Source organism: Streptomyces sp. NPDC002144 (assembly GCF_053593695.1).
Map to the genome: position 1 here is coordinate 1 of NZ_JBSFDB010000095.1, position 18,380 is coordinate 18,380.

At 71.1% G+C, this 18,380-nt stretch carries 11 protein-coding genes and 1 pseudogene; 5 read left to right on the plus strand and 7 right to left on the minus strand.

The genetic code is table 11. The features are described from left to right. Positions 1-958 precede the first annotated feature (958 nt). Positions 959-1,684 (minus strand): TetR/AcrR family transcriptional regulator, encoded by a 726-nt coding sequence (locus ACWCQ1_RS49645; protein WP_451029809.1) that lies wholly within the window; start codon positions 1,682-1,684, stop codon positions 959-961. Between the two features lie 131 nt (positions 1,685-1,815). On the opposite strand from ACWCQ1_RS49645, the gene ACWCQ1_RS49650 reads away from it, so the two are divergent. The 3 genes from ACWCQ1_RS49650 (at position 1,816) to ACWCQ1_RS49660 (ending at position 5,775) form a co-directional block, all read left to right on the plus strand. After that, entirely contained in the window at positions 1,816-3,342 is a 1,527-nt protein-coding gene (locus ACWCQ1_RS49650) for an APC family permease (protein ID WP_451029810.1), read from the plus strand. A gap of 47 nt (positions 3,343-3,389) precedes the next feature. Then, entirely contained in the window at positions 3,390-5,021 is a 1,632-nt protein-coding gene (locus tag ACWCQ1_RS49655; protein WP_451029811.1) for an amidohydrolase, read from the plus strand. 124 nt (positions 5,022-5,145) lie between these two features. Then, the gene (locus tag ACWCQ1_RS49660) at positions 5,146-5,775 is read left to right on the plus strand and encodes a TetR/AcrR family transcriptional regulator (protein ID WP_451029812.1); all 630 of its coding nucleotides are present in this window, start codon (positions 5,146-5,148) and stop codon (positions 5,773-5,775) included. A gap of 25 nt (positions 5,776-5,800) precedes the next feature. Here the strand turns inward: ACWCQ1_RS49660 and ccrA are convergent, their stop codons facing one another. The 5 genes and pseudogenes from ccrA to ACWCQ1_RS49685 all read right to left on the minus strand — a co-directional run bounded on the left by ccrA (position 5,801) and on the right by ACWCQ1_RS49685 (position 12,470). Beyond that, positions 5,801-7,081, minus strand: coding sequence for a crotonyl-CoA carboxylase/reductase (gene ccrA / locus ACWCQ1_RS49665; RefSeq protein ID WP_451029813.1), 1,281 nt, complete (start codon positions 7,079-7,081; stop codon positions 5,801-5,803). 32 nt (positions 7,082-7,113) lie between these two features. Continuing rightward, complete coding sequence (locus ACWCQ1_RS49670) at positions 7,114-7,881, minus strand: aldehyde dehydrogenase family protein (RefSeq protein WP_451029814.1); 768 nt, start codon at positions 7,879-7,881, stop codon at positions 7,114-7,116. A gap of 332 nt (positions 7,882-8,213) precedes the next feature. Continuing rightward, a pseudogene (locus ACWCQ1_RS49675) lies at positions 8,214-8,843 on the minus strand (aldehyde dehydrogenase family protein); the annotation flags it as partial. Next, on the minus strand, positions 8,840-10,954 hold the full coding sequence (locus tag ACWCQ1_RS49680) for an acetate--CoA ligase family protein (protein WP_451029815.1): 2,115 nt from the start codon (positions 10,952-10,954) through the stop codon (positions 8,840-8,842). The gene ACWCQ1_RS49680 and the pseudogene ACWCQ1_RS49675, both read right to left, overlap by 4 nt. A gap of 142 nt (positions 10,955-11,096) precedes the next feature. Beyond that, positions 11,097-12,470, minus strand: a complete 1,374-nt coding sequence (locus ACWCQ1_RS49685; protein ID WP_451029816.1) for an aspartate aminotransferase family protein — start codon at positions 12,468-12,470, stop codon at positions 11,097-11,099. Positions 12,471-13,045: 575 nt separating this feature from the next. Between ACWCQ1_RS49685 and ACWCQ1_RS49690 the strand changes: the two genes are divergently transcribed. Both ACWCQ1_RS49690 and ACWCQ1_RS49695 read left to right on the plus strand, forming a co-directional pair. Further along, positions 13,046-13,807 (plus strand): class I SAM-dependent methyltransferase, encoded by a 762-nt coding sequence (locus ACWCQ1_RS49690; RefSeq protein WP_358611488.1) that lies wholly within the window; start codon positions 13,046-13,048, stop codon positions 13,805-13,807. 255 nt (positions 13,808-14,062) lie between these two features. Then, positions 14,063-17,485 (plus strand): BTAD domain-containing putative transcriptional regulator, encoded by a 3,423-nt coding sequence (locus ACWCQ1_RS49695; protein WP_451029817.1) that lies wholly within the window; start codon positions 14,063-14,065, stop codon positions 17,483-17,485. Here ACWCQ1_RS49695 and ACWCQ1_RS49700 read toward each other — a convergent pair whose 3' ends face one another. Further along, positions 17,486-18,157 carry a hypothetical protein gene (locus ACWCQ1_RS49700; protein WP_451029818.1) on the minus strand — a complete coding sequence of 224 codons (672 nt, stop codon included), beginning with the start codon at positions 18,155-18,157 and terminating at the stop codon, positions 17,486-17,488. Positions 18,158-18,380: the final 223 nt, after the last annotated feature.

Below are 18,380 nucleotides of genomic sequence, written 5' to 3' on the forward strand. Positions count from 1 at the left end.
CGGCCGTTGAAGTTGAAGGAAGCTCCTGACTCGACGGCTTTGAAGACACCGATGACGCCGATGCCGTCGCAGTCGGCCTCGGTGGCCGAGGCCGCCGAGGCGGGGACGAACGCGATGGTGCCGCTGCTGATCAGGACGGCCGAGGCCGCGACCACGCGGCTCATGCGGGACTTGTTCACACGGGTTCCTTTGAATGACATGTAGGGGGTGGCGAGCTCTCGATGAGCTGGACAGGCCGAGCCCCCGCTGAGGAGGAGGTCATTTCGGTTCCGTTCAGCGGCGCTCCGCGTTGCCCACCGAACAGTGCGCCGCGAATCTTGTGGAAACCTTGCGAACTCACGGGGCGGGAGCAGCCGCTTCGAGGGGGACCGCCTGGCGTCAGTCCTCACTGAGGCGTGCCCCAGCGGCAATCCCGTCACTGACAGGGCGTGCTGAAGCGTGCAGCCGGGTCGTGCGAAGGAGATCCCGTCCGTGAAGCAGGGCGCGAGTTCGTGGTGGCGGCCCGTCTCGGAACTCTGCCGGCTGAGTGTCCCTCGGGCAGCGGGACCAGGCGGAGGTACCGGGTTCGTCGGTCGAGGAGTGTGGCGACGGCGGACTGGCTGCGGGCGCCCACGACGAGGTCGCCGTCCTAGCGGCCGGTCGGTGCGGCGTTTCCTGGTCAGCGTCCTCCTCAAGCCGCCCTTGGCACCTTGGTCGCTCGGTAGATGGTCTCGTGACGCAGGTGCCGCTCGGGACGATCGGGCCAGCGGGTCGTGAGATGGGCTGTGATCTGCTCCGGGCTCCGCTCCAGGTTCAGCTTGAACTGCACCTCAGCTCTGAACTCGGCGTCCGTGGACAGTTTGGAGCGTCTGGGACGTGCGGCCCGTTGAGGGCCGCGGTGGTGGGCACTCGGCCTCGGGCTCCAGCCTGCGTCACCCCGTGTGCCCGCGAACCCGCCGCCTCGGTCGGGTTCTCGTGGTCAGCTCCTTGCGGATGGCGCCTGCGCAGCGATCGAGGTGAGCAGCAGGTCGAGCGCGCTTTCGAAGGTGTTCAGGTCGGCCTGGGCCACCAGATCGGGACCCGCCTTGGCGATGGCGGGATAGGCGCCGGCGTCGACGCGGGCGTAGGTCTGCGCCCACGCCGACCGGTCAAGCTCCCGTGTCTGCGGGCTCAGGGCCGCCGACGCCGCGTCGAACGCGGAGAAGGCCAGCACGAAGTCGGCGTAGACCCGGTAGTGGCGGACGGCGTCGGCGACGGAGAACCCGGCAGACTCCAGCGCGGCCAGGATCGTGTCGACCACCTTGAGCTCGCGGGCGCGGCCGGTGGTGCGGGTGGCCACGAGCAGGGCGACCTTGGGATGGGCGAGATAGGCGCGGTGGCCGCGGATCGCCAGGTCGCGGAGTGTGGTCAGCCAGTCCGCGGCCGGGTCGATCTCGGTGAGGGCGTCGCCGATCAGTCGCTCGGCGACGGCGAGGAGCAGGTCGTCGACGTTGCGGAAGTACCGGTAGATCGCCGTCGGGTCGGCCTTCAGTTCGGCTCCGAGGTTGCGCACGCTCAGCGCTTGCGGCCCCCGGGCGTCGATGAGACGCAGCGCGGCGTCGACGATCACGTCCGCGGACAGCGCGACGCCCGCACGGGTCGTGGTGCTGCGCTTTCGCCGTCCGATGATCCGGTCCGCAGATGTTGCCGCCTCTTCGCTCGCCATCGGGCCATTCCATCACGCCACCTCACCAGGATGTTGCGTCAACAGTGTTGACGCAATGGTCCGGCAGGGCTTTCATGGGGGCACCCTCGCCGCCTTGGCGGCTTCTCCGCGGATCACAGCTGGAGGCATCCATGCCAGAGATGTCCGCCGACGCAGCGCCGTCGGCCTCCACCACGAAACTCCGTCAGGTTCTCGGCCCGGTGGACGGGGCGGTCATCGCCATGTCCAACACCGCCCCCACCATGAGCATCGGCATCGGTATGGGCGTCATCGCCGGCATCGTCGACGGCCGTACGCCGGCGATCGTCCTGCTGGCCTTCCTTCCGATCCTGGGAATCGCCTCCGCCTACGCCCGTCTCAACCGGGTCGAGCGCAACCTCGGCAACGGGTACGTGTGGGTGGGCCGGGCGCTCAGCCCCTTCCTCGGTTTCCAGGTCGGCTGGATCCAGATCGTCGGCTCCACCCTGTACTTGGCGTACGGCAGCCAGGTGTGCGGATCGATGCTGTTGCAGTTCGCCAACGAGGCCCATCTGCGCTCGGTGTTCGGGCTCGCCCTCGACCCGCTGTCCATCTCGCTGTCGACCGTGCTCGGCGTACTCGTCCTGCTCCTGGTCAGTTACGCGGCGATCCGGGGCGCGGACGTCGCCGCGAGGTTCCAGACGTATCTGATCGTCTTCGAGTACGCCGTGCTGCTCGGCTTCTGCGGCTACGCCCTGTTCGCCGGTCACCACGCCTTCAGCCTCGGCTGGTTCAACCCCTTCGGGTTCGACTCGGTGAGTGTGCTCGCCGCCGGTCTGGTCGTGTCGGTCTACATCTTCTGGGGCTGGGACAGCGTGTTCGCGGTCACGGAAGAGACCCGCGACCCGCGGGACGCCGCGCGGGCCGGATACTCCTCGCTGTTCCTGATGCTCGGCATGTTCCTGCTCGCCGCGGTCAGCTTCGGACGGATGTTCAGCGTTCCCGAGATGGCCGCTCACGCCTCGCAACTGCTGCCCTACCTCGGCCAACGGCTCGCCTCCGAACCGCTGGCCGCGCTGCCGCTGCTCGCGCTGCTGTGCTCGTCGGTGGCATCACTCCAGGCGGGCGTCCTGCCGGTCGCCCGCAACGCCCTCGCCATGGGCCGTGACCAGACGCTGGGCCGGATCTGGACCCGGCTGCACCCGAGGTACGCCACTCCGGCCATCGGCACACTCCTGGTGACCGGCATCGCGGCCACCCTTGCGAGCCTGGCCATCGGCATCGGCACCCTGAACCAGGTGGTGGCCGCCGCGGCCACCTCGATCGGCACCCTGGTGTCGCTCTACTACGCCCTCTGCGGGCTCGCCTGTGCGGTCCGCTTCACCGACCGGCTGCGGGCGGGGGTGCTGCCGGCACTCCGGGACGTCGTGATCCCGGCGCTGTCCGCGGTAGTACTGCTCACGCTCGGCGGCTACCTGACCTACCACAACTGGACCACCAGCCCGTCGTTCGCTCTCGTCGCCACCAACGGCCGGTTCCTGGCCTCGGTGCCGGTGGCGATCCTCGTGGCGGGCCTGTGCTTCTCGTTTTGGGCGAAATGGGGCCGCCGTGCCGCCTTCTTCCGCGGCGCCATCGGTGAAACCCCTGCCGGCCTCGACCCGGCCGAGGGGCCGACGGCCGCGCCCGCCCAGGCCGGCTGATCCCCCGTCCGCACCCGCACCCGTACCCCTTCCACCTCAGGAGCACGATGACCATCTCCGCCGACCTCGTCTTCGTCAACGGGACCGTCCGCACCATGGACCCGGCCCTCCCGCGTACGGACACGGTCGCCGTACGCAACGGCCGGATCGTCGGCCTCGGACGCGCCGACACCGACGACCTCGTCGACGCCCGCACCGAGATGGTCGACCTGAACGGCGGCACCCTGATCCCGGGATTCCAGGACGCCCACATCCACGCCGTGCACGGGGGTCTCGAACTGGCCAAGTGCGACCTGACCGGGTCGACCGACGTGGCGGAGTATCTGCGGCGCATCGGTGCCTACGTCGAGGCGCACCCCTGCGCGGAGTGGATCACCGGCGGCGGCTGGTCCCTTGAGGCGTTCCCCGGCGGGCTGCCCACCGCCGCACTGCTGGACAAGGTCGTGCCCGATCGGCCGGTCTTCCTCCCCAACCGTGACCACCACGGCGCCTGGGTCAACTCCCGCGCACTGGCCCTGGCCGGGATCACCGCGGCCACCCCCGATCCGCACGACGGGCGGATCGAGCGCGCGGCAGACGGCTCACCGACCGGGATGCTCCAGGAGGGCGCCGCCGATCTCGTCGGGCGGTTGGTGCCGCCGCCCACCGACGGCGAACTCCTCGACGCCCTCCTCCGCTCGCAGCGCATGCTGCATTCCCTGGGCATCACGGCGTGGCAGGACGCTCTGGTCGGCTCCGGCCTCGGCGGCTTCGACGTCCTCGGCACCTACCGTGAGGCCGCGTCGGACGGCGTACTCACCGCACGGGTGCGCGGTGCGCTGTGGTGGGACCGCGGGCGTGGCGGCGAGCAGATCGACGAGTTGCTCGATCGCCGAGAGCGCGGCAGCGCGGGCCGTTTCACGGCAGGCACCGTCAAGATCATGCAGGACGGGGTCGTGGAGAACCGGACAGCCGGCCTACTCGCCCCCTACGCGCACCACTGCGGGCAAGAGACGGCCGGACTGAGCTTCGTCGACCCCGTCGCCCTGCGCTCCCATGTCACCGCCCTGGACCGGCTCGGCTTCCAGGTGCACTTCCACGCGCTGGGCGACCGCTCCGTACGCGAGGCACTGGACGCCGTCGAGGCCGCACGGGCCGCCAACGGCCCCTCGGGCAACCGGCACCACCTGGCCCATCTGCAGCTCGTCCACCCCGACGACATTCCACGGTTCAGGGCACTGGACGCCGTCGCGAACATCCAGCCCCTGTGGGCCGCGCACGAACCCCAGATGGACGAGTTCACCATCCCGGTCATCGGCCCCGAGCGCGCCCGCCGGCAGTATCCCTTCGCCGCGCTCCGCGCGGCGGGCGCGAGGCTGGCCGCCGGCAGCGACTGGCCGGTGACCAGCCCCGATCCGATCAGCGGCATCCATGTGGCGGTCAACCGGATCCTGCCCCACTCGACGGCCGAGCCGTTCCTGCCGGAACAGCGGATCGCCCTCGACACCGCCCTTGCCGCCTACACGGCGGGATCCGCCTGGGTGAACCACCTCGACGACACCGGTTCCATCGTCGTCGGAAACCTCGCCGACCTGGTCGTCCTGGACCGCGACCCCAGCGCCGGGCCCCCTGAGGAGATCGCCTCGACGAAGGTCACCGCCACATATGTGGAGGGCTCGGCGGTTTACACGGCACCCTGACGTCCGAGGGGCAGGGACACAACCTGCCCGCCCGCGGCCCCTAATAAACGTTCATGCACATATCGGGGAGCGGTAGGCTGGCAGGTGAGGGGGCCCGACGGGCCCGTCCAGCGGGAGGGCGAGAGTGCCACGAGGCAGATTCGCGGCGGCACAGGTCGACGGCAGGCCTGCCAGGCGTGCCGCGTCCGGGACCGAGGACCGACGGGACCAGATCCTGCGCGCCGCCGCCGACGTCATCTGCGAACGGGGCTTCGCCGACACCCGCATCGCCCAGATCGCCGACCGGGCCGGTGTCAGCGGTGCCACCATCATCTACCACTTCCGCACGCTCGACCACCTGCTCGTGGAGGCTCTCAAGCACGCGGAGGAACAGTTCTACGCCTCCGCCGAGCAGGTGGTCGCCGACGGCGCCACTCCCGAGGAACGCCTGCGACGCCTGGTCGAGTGGGTCTTCTCCGCGGAGCACGACAACCCCCAGCTCTGGGCTCTGTGGCTCGACACCTGGTCGCAGGCGACGCGCCACGAAGAGGTCGCGGCAACCCGTGCGGCACAGGACGAACGGTGGCGGGCCATGATCGCCGACATCGTCCGTGAGCTTCCGCTCGAACCGGCAGACGTCGAGCGCTTTTCCGTGGGGTTCGGCGCCTTCATCGACGGGCTCACCATCCAAGTCGCCCTCGACGACCCGAGCATGACACCCGCCTTCGCGTGCGAGCTGGCCCTGTCCTACGCGAAGGCCGTACTCGGACGGTGAGTCACCTGCGGTGCTGCCGCTCCCGTCAGGACGCGCCCGTGCCGGGCTCGGGGGCGCCGAGGAGGGCGACGACGTTGCCGAAGACATCCTCCCCACGCCCCATCGCCGCGTGCGCCGCAGGCAGTTCGGTGAAGGCGATGGTACGTCCGAGACAGGGATCGATCTTCCTGTCGCGGACGAGGTCGTTGTAGGCGACGGCCTGGGCGTCGTTGGTGCCGTGTGAGCCCTGCAGCCGCTTCTGCCTCGTCCACTGGTAGCGCAGGTCGACTACGGCGTCGTATCCGGTGGTTCCCGCGCAGATGACGACCATGCCGCCCGGCCGGCAGACGAGGACGCTGGTGGGGATGGTGGCCGCGCCCGGGTGTTCGAAGACGATCGCGGGATCCTTTCGCTCACCGACGATGTCCCACAGCCGCTTGCCGAAACGTCGTGCCTGGGCGGTCCACTCCTTCTGACCGGCCGAGTCGTCGACGAGGGGCGGGATGCCCCAGTGGGTGAAGTCCCTGCGGTCGATCCAGCCGACGGCGCCGTGGCGTTCGCTGTACTTGCCGCGTTCCTCGTCCGAGACGACGGCCACCGGCGTGGCTCCGGCGAGCCGGGCAAGCTGCGATGCCTGGGTTCCCAGACCGCCCGAGCCGCCCCAGACGAGCACGACGTCGCCCTCCTGGACGGTGTTGCCGGCCCAGCCGTGCAGCATGCGGTAGGCGGTGGTGCCGACGAGTGTGGGTGCGGCGGCCTGTTCCCAGGTCAGATGGTCGGCCTTCGGGAGCACCTGGTGGGCCTGGACGCGGGTGAACTGACCGAACGACCCGTAGTTCGTGTCGTAGCCCCAGATCCGGGCGCTTGGCGCGATCATCTGGTCGCGGCCCTCGGTGATCCAGGGGTCGTCCGCGTCCCACCATCCCGGGTGGATGATCACGTGGTCGCCGATGGTGATGCCGGCGACACGGTCGCCGACCGCGTAGACGATGCCGGAGGCGTCGGAACCTCCGACGTGGAAGTCCTCCCTCTCGCCGCGCTTCTGGCGGGTGCCGATCTGGTCGACGGGGTAACCGCGGGCGGCCCAGACGTTGTTGTAGTTGACGCCGGCGGCCATGACGGCGACGAGTACCTCGTCAGGTCCGATGGCCGGGGTGGGCACGACTTCGGGCCGGAACGCCAGGGCCGGGTCACCGTAGCGGTCGGGCCGTACGACCTGGGCGTGCATGTGCGTCGGCACCTGGCCCATGGGGGGAAGGCTGCCGACGGCGACAGACGACAGGGCGGGAGTGGATACGGAACGCCGGTCGGCGTCTGTGGTGCTCATGTGCTGCCTCTCGATGGAAATGCCGGGCGGTCTCAGGTGAGTTGGATGGCCTTGGTCTCCAGAAACTCCTCAAGGCCGTAGCGACCGAGTTCACGGCCGTTCCCGGACTGCTTGTAGCCACCGAAGGGCGCGGCGATGTTGAACTCGGCGCCGTTGACGTCGACTTGCCCGGTGCGAAGTCGCCGGGCGATCGCCAGGCCGCTTTCCGTGGTCGCGGCCCAGACGCCGCCGTGCAGCCCGTAGCGGCTGTCGTTGGCGAGCGTGATCGCCTCGTCGAGGGTGTCGTAGGAGAGGATCACCAGCACCGGGCCGAAGATCTCTTCCTGGGCGATGGTCATCTCCGGGGTCACGTCGCCGAAGACGGTCGCCTTCGCGTAGTTGCCGTCCGGCCGGTCGTCCGGATGTCCGAGTCCGCCGGTGATCAGTGTCGCTCCGGCGTCGAGCCCGGCCCAGATGTGGGACTGCACGCGGTCGTACTGGTCCGGCGATACCAGCGGGCCCAGCTCGGGTTGGATCTCGGCGGCGCGGGCGGCGATCCGGGCGACGGCGTCCCTCGCGGACCGCGGGACGATGAGACGGGTCCAGGCGTTGCAGCACTGCCCGGAGTTGGTCATGCAGGAGCGGACGGTCGCGGTGACCGCCACCTCCAAGTCCGCGTCGGGCGTGACCAGGCTGGCCGACTTGCCTCCGAGTTCGAGCGCGACCCGTTTGACGGTCACGGCGGCGGCCTGGCCGACCAGGGCGCCCGCGCGGGTCGATCCGGTGAAGGAGACCATGTCCACGTCGGGATGACGGCTCATCGGGATTCCTCCGTGGATACCCCCGCCTTCAGGCGGGGGAGGAAACGGACTCCTGCGGAGCAGGGCAGGGAAAGCCGATGCGCCGCCAGGGCGGATCGGCGTTCACCCCCAACCACCCGCAGGTAAGTGGTAGTTTGTGTGGCGTCTGGTCGGCGATAACCAAGCTGGCCGGGCCTACCGCCGGGCTGGCGGGATGTCAGGTCTGTGGAGCTGGTGTAAGACTGCTGGGCGTACCCACGTCCCTTGCCGTTGGTTCGAGGCAGCTGCTGTCTGAGAAGCAGAAAGCTCAACCCGCGAGGGAAGAATCTCCCGGCTTCGGCTGGGGGAGAAGTCAACGCGTCCCCCACGACAGGGCCGGTGCCGAAGACCAGGTTGAACACGCCCGCGGGAAAGCCCGCTTCGTCGAGGAGTTCGGTGAACCGGCAGGTCGCCAGGGGCGTCAGCTCGGCCGGCTTGGCCACGACCGTGCATCCCGCGGCCAGGGCCGGGACGATCTTGGCGACGAGCTGGTAGAGCGGGTAGTTCCAGGGCAGGATCGCGGCGACCACGCCGATCGGCTCCCGGATGACGAGCGAGTTCCCGATGCGCTCCTCGTCGGGTTCGTGGGCGAGCCCGGCCACGTAGTCGTCGATGATGGCGATGGGCGTGCTGACATGCTCGCTCAGCGCGAACGCTCCCGGTGCGCCCATCTCCGTCTCGATGAGCCGGGCCAGCTCCCCGGCGTGGGAACGGAGGAGCCGGCCCAGCGCGCCGAGCAGCCGGGCTCGTTCGGCCCGTGGTGTGGCCGCCCAGCCGGGGAAGGCCGATCGGGCGGCAGCGACGGCCGCGTCGACGTCGTTGGCGCCGCCGGCGGGGGCCGATCCCACGACGAGGTGGGTGGCCGGGTCGATGACGGGTATCCGGTCCGCGGTCGTCGGCGGGCACCAACGGCCGTTGATGTAGTGGCATTTGATGTCGGTCAAGGTGAGTCCTCGTCGGGGGAAGCGTCGGCCGTGAGCACGATCAGTGCGTCGACCGCTCGGGCCGCGCCGTCCGGAGCGCAGATGATGGGGTTGATGTCGATCTCGCCGATGCGTGGCGCGTCGCAGGCCAGGGCATCCATGGCCAGCAGCGCTACGGCCAACGGTGACTGCCAAGTCTCGAGCCCGGCCCGGCTGATCATGAGCCGTACCAGGTCGGGGGTGAGAGGGCCGACGAAGGTGACCGGTGTGGTGCTCTCGACGTGGGTGCCGCCACGGCCCAGGGCGTAGACCGGTCCCCAGACCGGATCGCGGACCATGCCGCAGAACGCCTCGAGGCCTGGGGCGACCTGTTCGGCCACGAGCACGCGGCCGGCCAGTCGCGCCGCGGCGTCGGACACCGCTTCGGGGCCGTTCAGGTTGAGCAGGACGCCACCGGTGCGTGCCTTGTGGGGCGGGCCGTCCGTCTTTACGACCACCGGGAACCCGAGCGTCTTCGCCGCCTCGACGGCGTCGTCGGGCGACTCGGCGAGGAGGCGCCGGGCGAAGGCGACGCCGGTCCGTTCCAGCAAGGCCGAGGAGTCGAACTCGGAGAGCGAACCGGCGGGCAGCGCGGCCAGTCCGCCGGCGATGTCGGCCGTGCGAGGGGGCGGCACCGCCGCCTTCGGCAGGCCCGCTTCCCGGGACCAGGCGGCGGCTCGGGCGATGGCCGTCAGGCCTGAGCCGATGCCCTTGAGCAGGCAGACATCATGTTCGGCGGCATAGCGGGCGAGGGCTTCGGGAGGGTCGGTGTGATGCGCCGTCGTCACCGCGGTGAAGGTGTTCGTACGACGGCCAGCGTCGGCCAGGGCGCGCACGACCGCGCCGCACCACGTCTGCTCGGTCTCGCCCCGGTGGCGCGACAGGTCGACCTGCCCGATCAGGAGGTCATACGCACCGGCGTCGGCCAGCGCTTGGATCGCGGCCGAGAACGCGGCCACCGGTTCGGCGATCGCCCACGGGTCGAGCGGGTTGTCCGTCGGCAACAGCGGATGGTCGGCGCGCAGTCGCCGCTGGATCGACTCCGGGAGAGGGGGAAACGTCAGCCCGTTGCGCTCGGCGTGGTCACCCAGCAGGGCCGCTTCGGCTCCGGACTCGGTGACCGCGCCGATCCTTCCTCCGGTGGGCCGGCGTGCGGTCGAGAACACGCCGAGGAGTTCGATCATCTCCGGCAGGTCGTCCACCTGGAGAACACCGTGGGAGCGCAGCACGGCGGAGAAGGCCGCGTGCGACCCGACGATCGCCCCGGTGTGCGCGAGGGCGGCACGGCGAGCCTGTTCGCTACGCCCGATCTTCAGGCACACCACGGGCTTGCCCGTCTCGGCCGCGACGCGCAGGGCTTCGCGGAAGGCGCGAGGCCGTCGCACCGTCTCCAGGAACAGCCCGATCACCCTCGTCGCCGGATCGGCCGCGAAGTGGGCGACCCAGTCCGCGGCGTCACGGTTGAGTTCCGCACCGCAGGAGACGACGCCGCTGAAGCCGTAGCGCGGGCCGAGCGCGAGGAACGCGTCGGCTATGGAACCCGACTGGCTCACGATCGCGACCGAGCCCGGCAGGAAGGACGCGGGGATGGTCCCGAGCCAGGCCGAGGGCGAATCCGGGCTGGCGGAGCCCATACAGTTGGGGCCGAGGACCGCGGCTGAGAAGTCCTCGGCGATCCGGTGCAACTCCCTCACGGCGGCCGGGCCGTTGGCTCCGGATTCGACACCGAGGCCGGGGACCACGAACGACCGCACGCCGAGCGCGAGAGCGTCCCGCATACTCGCCGCGATGGTCGCCGGGCCCACGGCGAGCACCGCGAGTTCGGGTGGTGCCGGCAGCGCCGACAGCGACGGGACACACGGCAGTCCGGCCACTTCGGAGTTGCTCGGATGGATCCCTACGGCCTCGGCCGAGCCTCGTCGGACGTTGGCGGCAAGTGCGAGGTTGCGCCGTGACGCGCCGACCAGCGCGACCGACCGCGGCCGGAGGATGGCGCGCAGGCCGCTGGTACGCAGCGCGTCGCGGGGGGCGTCGGTCGGTGGCTGGGTGCCGGGCGGCGTGGCGGGTCGGGCGGCCGACTGCGCACTGCTCATGGTTCTCCCGTCCGTTCCTCGTCGGGAAGTTGGTGACCGAAGGCTCAGCGAAGTGGGTGACCGAAGGCTCAGCGGGTCGGGCGAGATCGGCTGGGATTCGACAGCGCCCTCAAGAGGCGCACCGAACCGCGCAGCGGAGTGCTCAGCGCGACACCGCCGCGACGAAGGTGCGGAAGTTTTGCGCGAACAGATCGATGTCCGCCTGGTCGTGCTGCGCCGACAGCAGCCACTGCTCGACCTTGCCCCACGGCGGCAGGAACGCCCCTCCGTTGTGCTGCACCAGCCAGTGCGCGTGGCTGTAGCGGTCGTCGACGCCGAGGAAGTCACGGAAGTCACGGACTCGCTCCGGCTTGAAGGTGACGCATCCCTTCGCGCCGACACTGACGACGTTCCACCGCACGCCCGCGTCCGTGACGGTCTGCTCCATCTGCTGTTGCAGAGAGGAGGCGAGACGGTCCAGGCGGCCGTACGTCTCGTCGGTCAGCACCTCGGCGAGGGTGGCGCGGGCGGCGGCCATGGCCAGGGGGTTGCCGTTGAAGGTGCCGACCTGCTCGTAACGGCCGTCGACGATCGCGCCCATGACCTCGGCGGTACCGCCGATCGCTGCGACCGAGATGCCGCCGCCCAGCGCCTTGGCCAGGCACACGATGTCCGGTACGACGCCGTAGCGGGCCGTCGCCCCACCGGGTCCGGTGGTGAATCCGGTCTTGACCTCGTCGAAGGTCAGCAGTGCGCCGTGCCGGTGGAGCAGGGTGCGCAGGCCGTCCAGGTAGCCCGGATCGGGAGGGATGATGCCCGCGTTCATCATGACCGGCTCAAGGATCATGCCGGCGATCCGGTCGCGATGCTCGACGAGTGCCCGCTCGATCGCGGACAGGTCGTTGAAGGGGACGATCACGGCCAGATCGGTGATCGCCCGCGGGATGCCGCCATTGGCGGTCACGCGGTTCGGGTGCTCACGGCTGCCGATCTGTTCGGCGGCGGGCATCACCGAGACCTGCACGGAGTCGTGGTGGCCGTGGTACCCGCCCTCGAGCTTCAGGTACATGTCCCGGCCGGTCACGGCGCGCATCAGATGGATCGCGTCCATGGTGGACTCGGTGCCGGAGTTGCCGAAGCGCCACAGCGGGAGGCCGAAGCGGCGCGACAGTTCCCGGCCGACCCAGATGGCGTCCTCGGTCGGCTGGGCGAAGTGGGTGCCTCGGCGGACCCGGTCGGAGACGGCCGCGACGATGGCCGGGTGCGCGTGGCCGGCGATCGACGCGCCGTAGCCGCCGTGCATGTCCACGTACTCGTTGCCGTCGACGTCGTACACCTTCGACCCGGCGCCATGGCTCATCCAGACCGCCTGTGGCTTGGCGATCTGCCAGCTCGACGTCGCGCCTCCGGCGAGGTACCGGCTCGCTTCCTCGACCAACGCTGCGCTGCGCGGCTGGCGCTTCAGAAAGATTTCCTGCTGCTCGGCGATCACCTCGTCGACGGTGTCGAGGCAGGGTGAGTCCTGGGCTTGGGACATGGGTGAACCTGACCTTCCCGCATCTAATAAACGTTCATTTAGAAGTGTGGAAGCGGGTGGATACGCATGTCAAGAGCCCCTACGCACCCGCACGGCACCCAGACCTGCTTGGGCGCGGACAGCCTGGACAGCCGATCCGCCGCGGCCGGGCCAGGCGGTGTCGCCGGGGTGCAGGCCGACCGCACCAGGGGAGCGGCCAGCGCCCTCCGAGGTGGCCGTGATGGGCAGGATTATCGAGTGGGGCGGCATCGACGACATCTACCGGCGGCTTTCACCTTTCACCCGGGCGCTGCTCGCCTAACAACCGGACACCGCCCGCAGCTGGACCGATCTGCGCCCGGTCGCCGGCAGAGCACCGGACAATGGCCGGCAGGCTGGACCTCCAGTAGCCGGTGCGCTCGTGGGCTGCCGACCGGGGGCTTGCACGTCTGGGGCCGGCCGGCCGGATCGACGACTTCGCTGGGTGGGCTCGGAAGCGTATGGCGGCGCGGCGCGGCGCGGCAAGGGTCCTTGGGTGCGGCACTACTGTCGTGAGAGTGACGGGAGCGGATGCCGACCACCAGTGGTCCGAGTCGATGTCGGCGGCATATGAGCGGGACCTCGTGCCGGTGGTCTTCCGGCCTTTCGCCGAGGACCTGACCGCGAAGGCGGTGGCTCTCCGCCCTCGGCGCATTCTCGAACTGGCCGCGGGGACAGGCGTGTTGACATCGAACCTGCTTGCTGCGGCACCGTCGGCGGAAGTGACGGCCACCGATGTGAACGAGGCCATGGTCGCTTTCGGGGCGGCCAGGGTCCCGGGCGCGGTGTGGCGGCAGGCTGACGCCCAGCGGCTGCCGTTCCCGGACGGAGGCTTCGATCTGGTGGTCTGCCAGTTCGGCGTGATGTTCTTTCCGGACCGGGTCGCGGCCTTCACCGAGGTCCGGCGGGTGCTGGCCGCGGACGGCCGGTTCCTGTTCAACACCTGGGGCCCGCTCGCCACGCACGCCTTCGAAGTCGCGCTGCAGGCCGGGCTGGAGCGGGCCTTTCCGGTCGACCCGCCGCGGTTCTTCGAGACGGTTCCGCACGGATACGCCGACCCGGCTGTCGTGATCGCTGATCTGACGGCCGCCGGGTTCGCCGTCGAGGAGGAGCAGGAGCTGACGCTTGAGGGCCGGGCCGCGTCGACCGCGGACCTTGCCACCGGATACCTCACCGGAACACCGGTACGCGCGGCCGTGGCGGAGCGCGGTGACGGACCAGCTGTCCGGGAAACGGTCATCGAGGAGATGACGGCCCGTCTGGGCCCGGGGCCGGTCACGGCCCCGATGACGGCGTACGTCTTCCGCGCTGCGGCCTGAACACAGGCGGCACCTGCCCGAGGACAGGCCTGCGCCGACGCCGACGGCGCGCGTCGTGCGGGTGCGAGATGGCTGCCGGGCAGCGTTCGCCTTGGTGACGGCCATGCGGGCCGTTCGTCTGCGGCGTGCTTGCCCGGATCGCTCAGCCCCAGGGGTGAAACCCACCCCCTCGCGCGGGCTGCGCTCCGGGGGGCGGCAGGCACCGCACCGCTCACGCATGGTCCCGTTGTGAAGCAGCTGTGGAGTGATGTGGCGATGTTCTGGTTTGATGCCCGCGTGTCGCTGCACGAACTGCGCATGACGGTGCTCGGTGAGGTCGGTGCCGGGATCCAGGCCCGGCCGTTGGACCTGGGCGGGCGGCGGCAGCGTGCCGTGCTCGCCCTGCTGATCGTGGCCCGAGGCTCGGTGGTGACCCGCGACCGGCTCGTCGCAGGGGTCTGGGGCGGCACGCCGCCTCCCAGCGCCGCCGCCTCGCTGCACGCCCACGTCTCCCATCTCAGGCGCTGCCTCGAACCGGAGCGGGAGGCGAGGTCGCGCGCGGGTGTCATCGTCAGCGAGGGGGCGGGGTACGCGTTGCGGCTGCCGGACGACGCGGTGGACGCCTGGCGGTTCGAGGAGGCGCTGCGGTCCGCCGCCGTCCACTTCGACCAGGGCCGGCCGTCTCAGGCGGTGTCCGTCCTGGAGTCCGGGCTCGCGTTGTGGCGCGGCCCGGCCTATGCGGAGTACGCCGACGATTCCTGGGCTCGCCCGGAGTCGTCGCGCCTGGCCGAGCTGCGGGAGGCGGCACGCGAACGCCTGCTCGCCGCCCGCCTGGCCCGCGGCGAGGACGCCGTTCTCGTCCCGGAACTCGAATCCCTTCTCTCCGAGGAACCGCTGCGTGCGGAGCGCTGGCGTCTGCTCGCCCTCGCCCTCTACCGTGCTCATCGTCAGGCGGATGCCCTGGAGGCGCTGCGCCGCGGGCGAAAGGTGCTGCCCGCCGGGTCCGTCGCCCCGGGGACGGAGCTGGGGGACCTCGAGGCCGGGATCCTGGCCCAGTCCCCAGACCTGGACGCTCCGTCCCGGAAGCTGCCGGACGGCGCCTCTGCGTCGGCCGGTACGTCTGCCCCGGCCCGTGTGGGCTCGGCTGTCCGGCCCGCCGTGCGGGCCGACGCGCTCGTGGAGCGCGACCTGCAGATCGCCGAGCTGCGCGACAGCCTGCGTGCGGCCCTGGACGGCAGACCAGGGGTGGCCCTCATCGAGGGCCCGGCCGGCATCGGCAAGAGCCGCCTGCTCGACGAGGCCTCCGAACTCGCTGCCGAACAAGGGGCGTTGACGCTGACCGCAAGGGGCAGCCAGCGGGAGAAGGACTACGGCTTCGGGGTCGTACGGCAGTTGTTCGAGCAAATCGTGGGCGGGAGTGAACAGGCGCTGTTCGCCGGACCCGCCGCGGCGGCGGGCGCGGTGTTCGGGGCGGTGCAAGGGCCGCAGCCGCAGAGTTTCGCGGTACTGAACGGGCTGTGCGAGCTGACACGGAAGCTGGTGCGGGCCCGTGGGCCGCTGGTGCTGGCCGTGGACGACGTGCAGTGGTGCGACAGCGGTTCGGTGCGGTTCCTGGGCCATCTGGCGGGCCGGATGGAGGGGCTGGGGGTGCTCATCACTCTCACGCTTCGGACGGGGGAGGCGCAGCAAGGAGGGGAGTTGCCGGGGACGCTGGTGAGCGACCCGGCGGTGGTGCGGATCAGGCCGACAGCGTTGACGGCGGGCGGGGTCGCCGATCTGGTGCACCGGACGCTCGGCGAGGAACCGGAGGAGGAGTTCACGGCGGCCTGCCATCGCGCCACAGCCGGGAACCCGTTGTTGCTGCGGCAGTTGCTGCGGGCGCTGCAGGCCCGCGGGATACGGCCCGACGCGGTGCACAGCGGCGAGGTCGCCCAGACCGGGGCACGCGCGGTGTCCGGGCTGGTCCTGGGCCGTATCGCGCGGCTGCCCGAAGGAGCGCGGGCCGCGGCACAGGCCGTGGCCGTCCTCGGAGACGGGACAGCCACGCTCGCCGAAGCGGCGGCGCTCATGGAGCGGCCGGAGGCGGAGACGGCGCGGGCGATCGTGCCGCTCATACAGGCCGAGATCCTGCGCGAGGGCCAACCGTACGCCTTCGCGCACCCCCTCGTCGGGGAAGCCGTCTACCGCGAACTCCCGCCCGGTGAGCGGCAGTTGCGCCATGAGCGGGCGGCCCGTGCGCTGGCCGCCGCAGGTGCGCCGCCGGAGCGGACGGCGGCCCAGGTGCTGCTCGCCCCGCACCGGGGTGACGCGGACGTGGTGGAGATCCTGTGTACGGCGGCCCGCGAGGCCGTGGGCCGGGGCGCCCCCGACGCGGCCGGCACCTATCTCGCCCGCGCTCTCGACGAACCACCGGCCCCTGAACGCCGGCCCCGGGTGCTGCTCGAACTCGGGCGCGCCGAGATGCTCGGCAACGGCCCGGCTGCCGTGGAACATCTGCGTCAGGCGTACGAAACCCTCGCCGACCCGCGAGACCGGGCGCTCGCCGCTCTGCTGCTCGCCCGCCTCCTGGTCTTCGCCGGCGGCCACGGCCAGGCCACCGAGTTCGCGCGGCGGGCGGCGGCCGAACTGCCCGCCGAGCTGAGCGACGAACGGCAGGGGTTGCTGGCACTGGAGCGCATCAGCGGGTTCATGCACGGCCTGGACCAGCGGCTGTGGCGCACCGTCGCGGACCCGGTCGTCGAGGGCGACGGGCCCGGTGCCCGGATGCTCGCCGCCAACCTCGCCCGGGAGGCCGCCTCGGACGGCAGCGACCGCGAGCGGGCTGTGGCCCTTGCTCGTTTCGCCGTCGCCGACGGAGTGCTCCAGGCGGCGGGGGAGGAGATGCTCTGGTACACCGCCGGCATCGTCCTGCATCTGGCCGACGAAGGGGTCGACGAACTGTGGGATGCGGCCGTGGCCCGTGCCGTCGAGCGGGGCTCACTGTTCTCCGTGCTCGCCACCCACCTCTGGCGAGGCTTCACCCAGTGGAACAACGGGGACCTGGGCGCGGCCCGGCGGTCACTGGAGACCGAGGTGGGGCAGTCGGAGATGTGGGGTCTGGCACCGGGCGCCCCACAGGGCCGCACCTTCCTGACCGCCGTGCTGCTGGACCTCGGCGACACCGCCGGGGCGCGCACCTGCCTCGAGCGGATGCGGGGCTGGGTGCGGGGTGCGGAGGGCCAGCGACTGCTCGGCGAGAGTGAGGCGCGGGTGCTGATCGCGGAGGGACGCTACGAGGAGGCCCTGGCCGCCCTCGACGGCGTGTCGCACCTCCAGCCCGCGCAGGCCAACCCGGCATGGTGGCCGTGGTCGCTGCTGCGGGTGCGGGCCCTTGCGAGTGTCGGCCGACGGGCCGAGGCGCTGGCCCTGGCCGAGGAACAGCTGACGGTCGCCCGCGGGTGGGGAGCCCCCAGCACGCTGGGGCGCGTGCTGCGCATGGTCGGAGAACTCCGCGGAGCCGAGGGTGAGCCTCAACTGCGGGAGGCCGTCGCCCTCTTGACCCATGGTCCGGCGCGTCTCGAATACGCCCGAGCGCTCCTCGCCCTCGCCGAGCACGCCCCGAAGGACGAGGCCGGCTCCTTGCGGAACCGGGGGCGGAGCATCGCGCGGGAGTGCGGGGCGGCGGGCCTTGCGGATCACGGCCACGCCGCGTGGACGTGATCAGGAGCAGTCGTACGTGAAGCTCGTCGAGCCCGTCACCCGGTCCGGCGCAAGTACCTCGAGGGTGGCGGTGGCCTCCATGGTGCCGCGGCCGTCGAAGCTCCACCGCAGCACGACCTTCGCGCTCTTGACGTTCCTGCCGAATTGCTGATGGAGGACGGCCGACGCCGTGCCGTCGCTGCGTTTCCAGCGGTAGTCGACGGTGCCGGGGTGGCCGTCCGTCGTGAGGACTCCGGCGATGACGACCGTTTTCGCGCAGTGGCCGACTTCGGGTGCCGTGACAGTGGCGCCCAGCACGTTCAGTGGTGATCCGGCCGTCGTGCAGGAGCGCAGGCCCACGACGACGGCCACGGCGACGGCGACGGCCACGAGCAGGGACCGCAGTTGGCGCCGCCACCCCGGACGGCGACGGCGCACGGTCGCGCCGGGCGGCACGTCCGGCGTGAGCGTGCCCCGCCAGATGGCCGTCGCGCGGTTGTCGGGCGTGCCCGGCGCACCGGGCACGCCCGGCCCGAACCGGGTTTCCCCCTCGGCCGTTTCCGAGGGCGGAAGGTGCAGGGTCGCCGTGGGATCCGCCGGCGGGAGAGTGGCGGTCAGATCGGGATCGCCGGGGGCGGCCGGCGGCTCGGTACGGGCGAATCGCAGCCGGGGGTCCTCGGAAGGCGGGTTCATCGGGATTCCTCCGTGGATACCCCCGCCTTCAGGCGGGGGAGGAAACGGACTCCTGCGGAGCAGGGCATGGAAAGCCGATGCGCCGCCAAGGCGGATCGGCGTTCACCCCCAACCACCCGCAGGTAAGCGGTAGTTTGTGTGGCGTCTGGTCGGCGATGACCAAGCTGGCCGGGCCTACCGCCGGGCTGGCGGGATGTCAGGTCTGTGGAGCTGGCGTAAGACT

Excerpts from the sequence above, each read along its gene's own strand:
- ACWCQ1_RS49645 (WP_451029809.1), bottom strand. The coding sequence starts at position 1,684 with ATGGCGAGCGAAGAGGCGGCAACATCTGCGGACCGGATCATCGGACGG.
- ACWCQ1_RS49650 (WP_451029810.1), top strand. The coding sequence starts at position 1,816 with ATGCCAGAGATGTCCGCCGACGCAGCGCCGTCGGCCTCCACCACGAAA.
- ACWCQ1_RS49655 (WP_451029811.1), top strand. The coding sequence starts at position 3,390 with ATGACCATCTCCGCCGACCTCGTCTTCGTCAACGGGACCGTCCGCACC.
- ccrA (WP_451029813.1), bottom strand. The coding sequence starts at position 7,081 with ATGAGCACCACAGACGCCGACCGGCGTTCCGTATCCACTCCCGCCCTG.
- ACWCQ1_RS49670 (WP_451029814.1), bottom strand. The coding sequence starts at position 7,881 with ATGAGCCGTCATCCCGACGTGGACATGGTCTCCTTCACCGGATCGACC.
- ACWCQ1_RS49680 (WP_451029815.1), bottom strand. The coding sequence starts at position 10,954 with ATGAGCAGTGCGCAGTCGGCCGCCCGACCCGCCACGCCGCCCGGCACC.
- ACWCQ1_RS49685 (WP_451029816.1), bottom strand. The coding sequence starts at position 12,470 with ATGTCCCAAGCCCAGGACTCACCCTGCCTCGACACCGTCGACGAGGTG.
- ACWCQ1_RS49690 (WP_358611488.1), top strand. The coding sequence starts at position 13,046 with ATGTCGGCGGCATATGAGCGGGACCTCGTGCCGGTGGTCTTCCGGCCT.
- ACWCQ1_RS49695 (WP_451029817.1), top strand. The coding sequence starts at position 14,063 with ATGTTCTGGTTTGATGCCCGCGTGTCGCTGCACGAACTGCGCATGACG.
- ACWCQ1_RS49700 (WP_451029818.1), bottom strand. The coding sequence starts at position 18,157 with ATGAACCCGCCTTCCGAGGACCCCCGGCTGCGATTCGCCCGTACCGAG.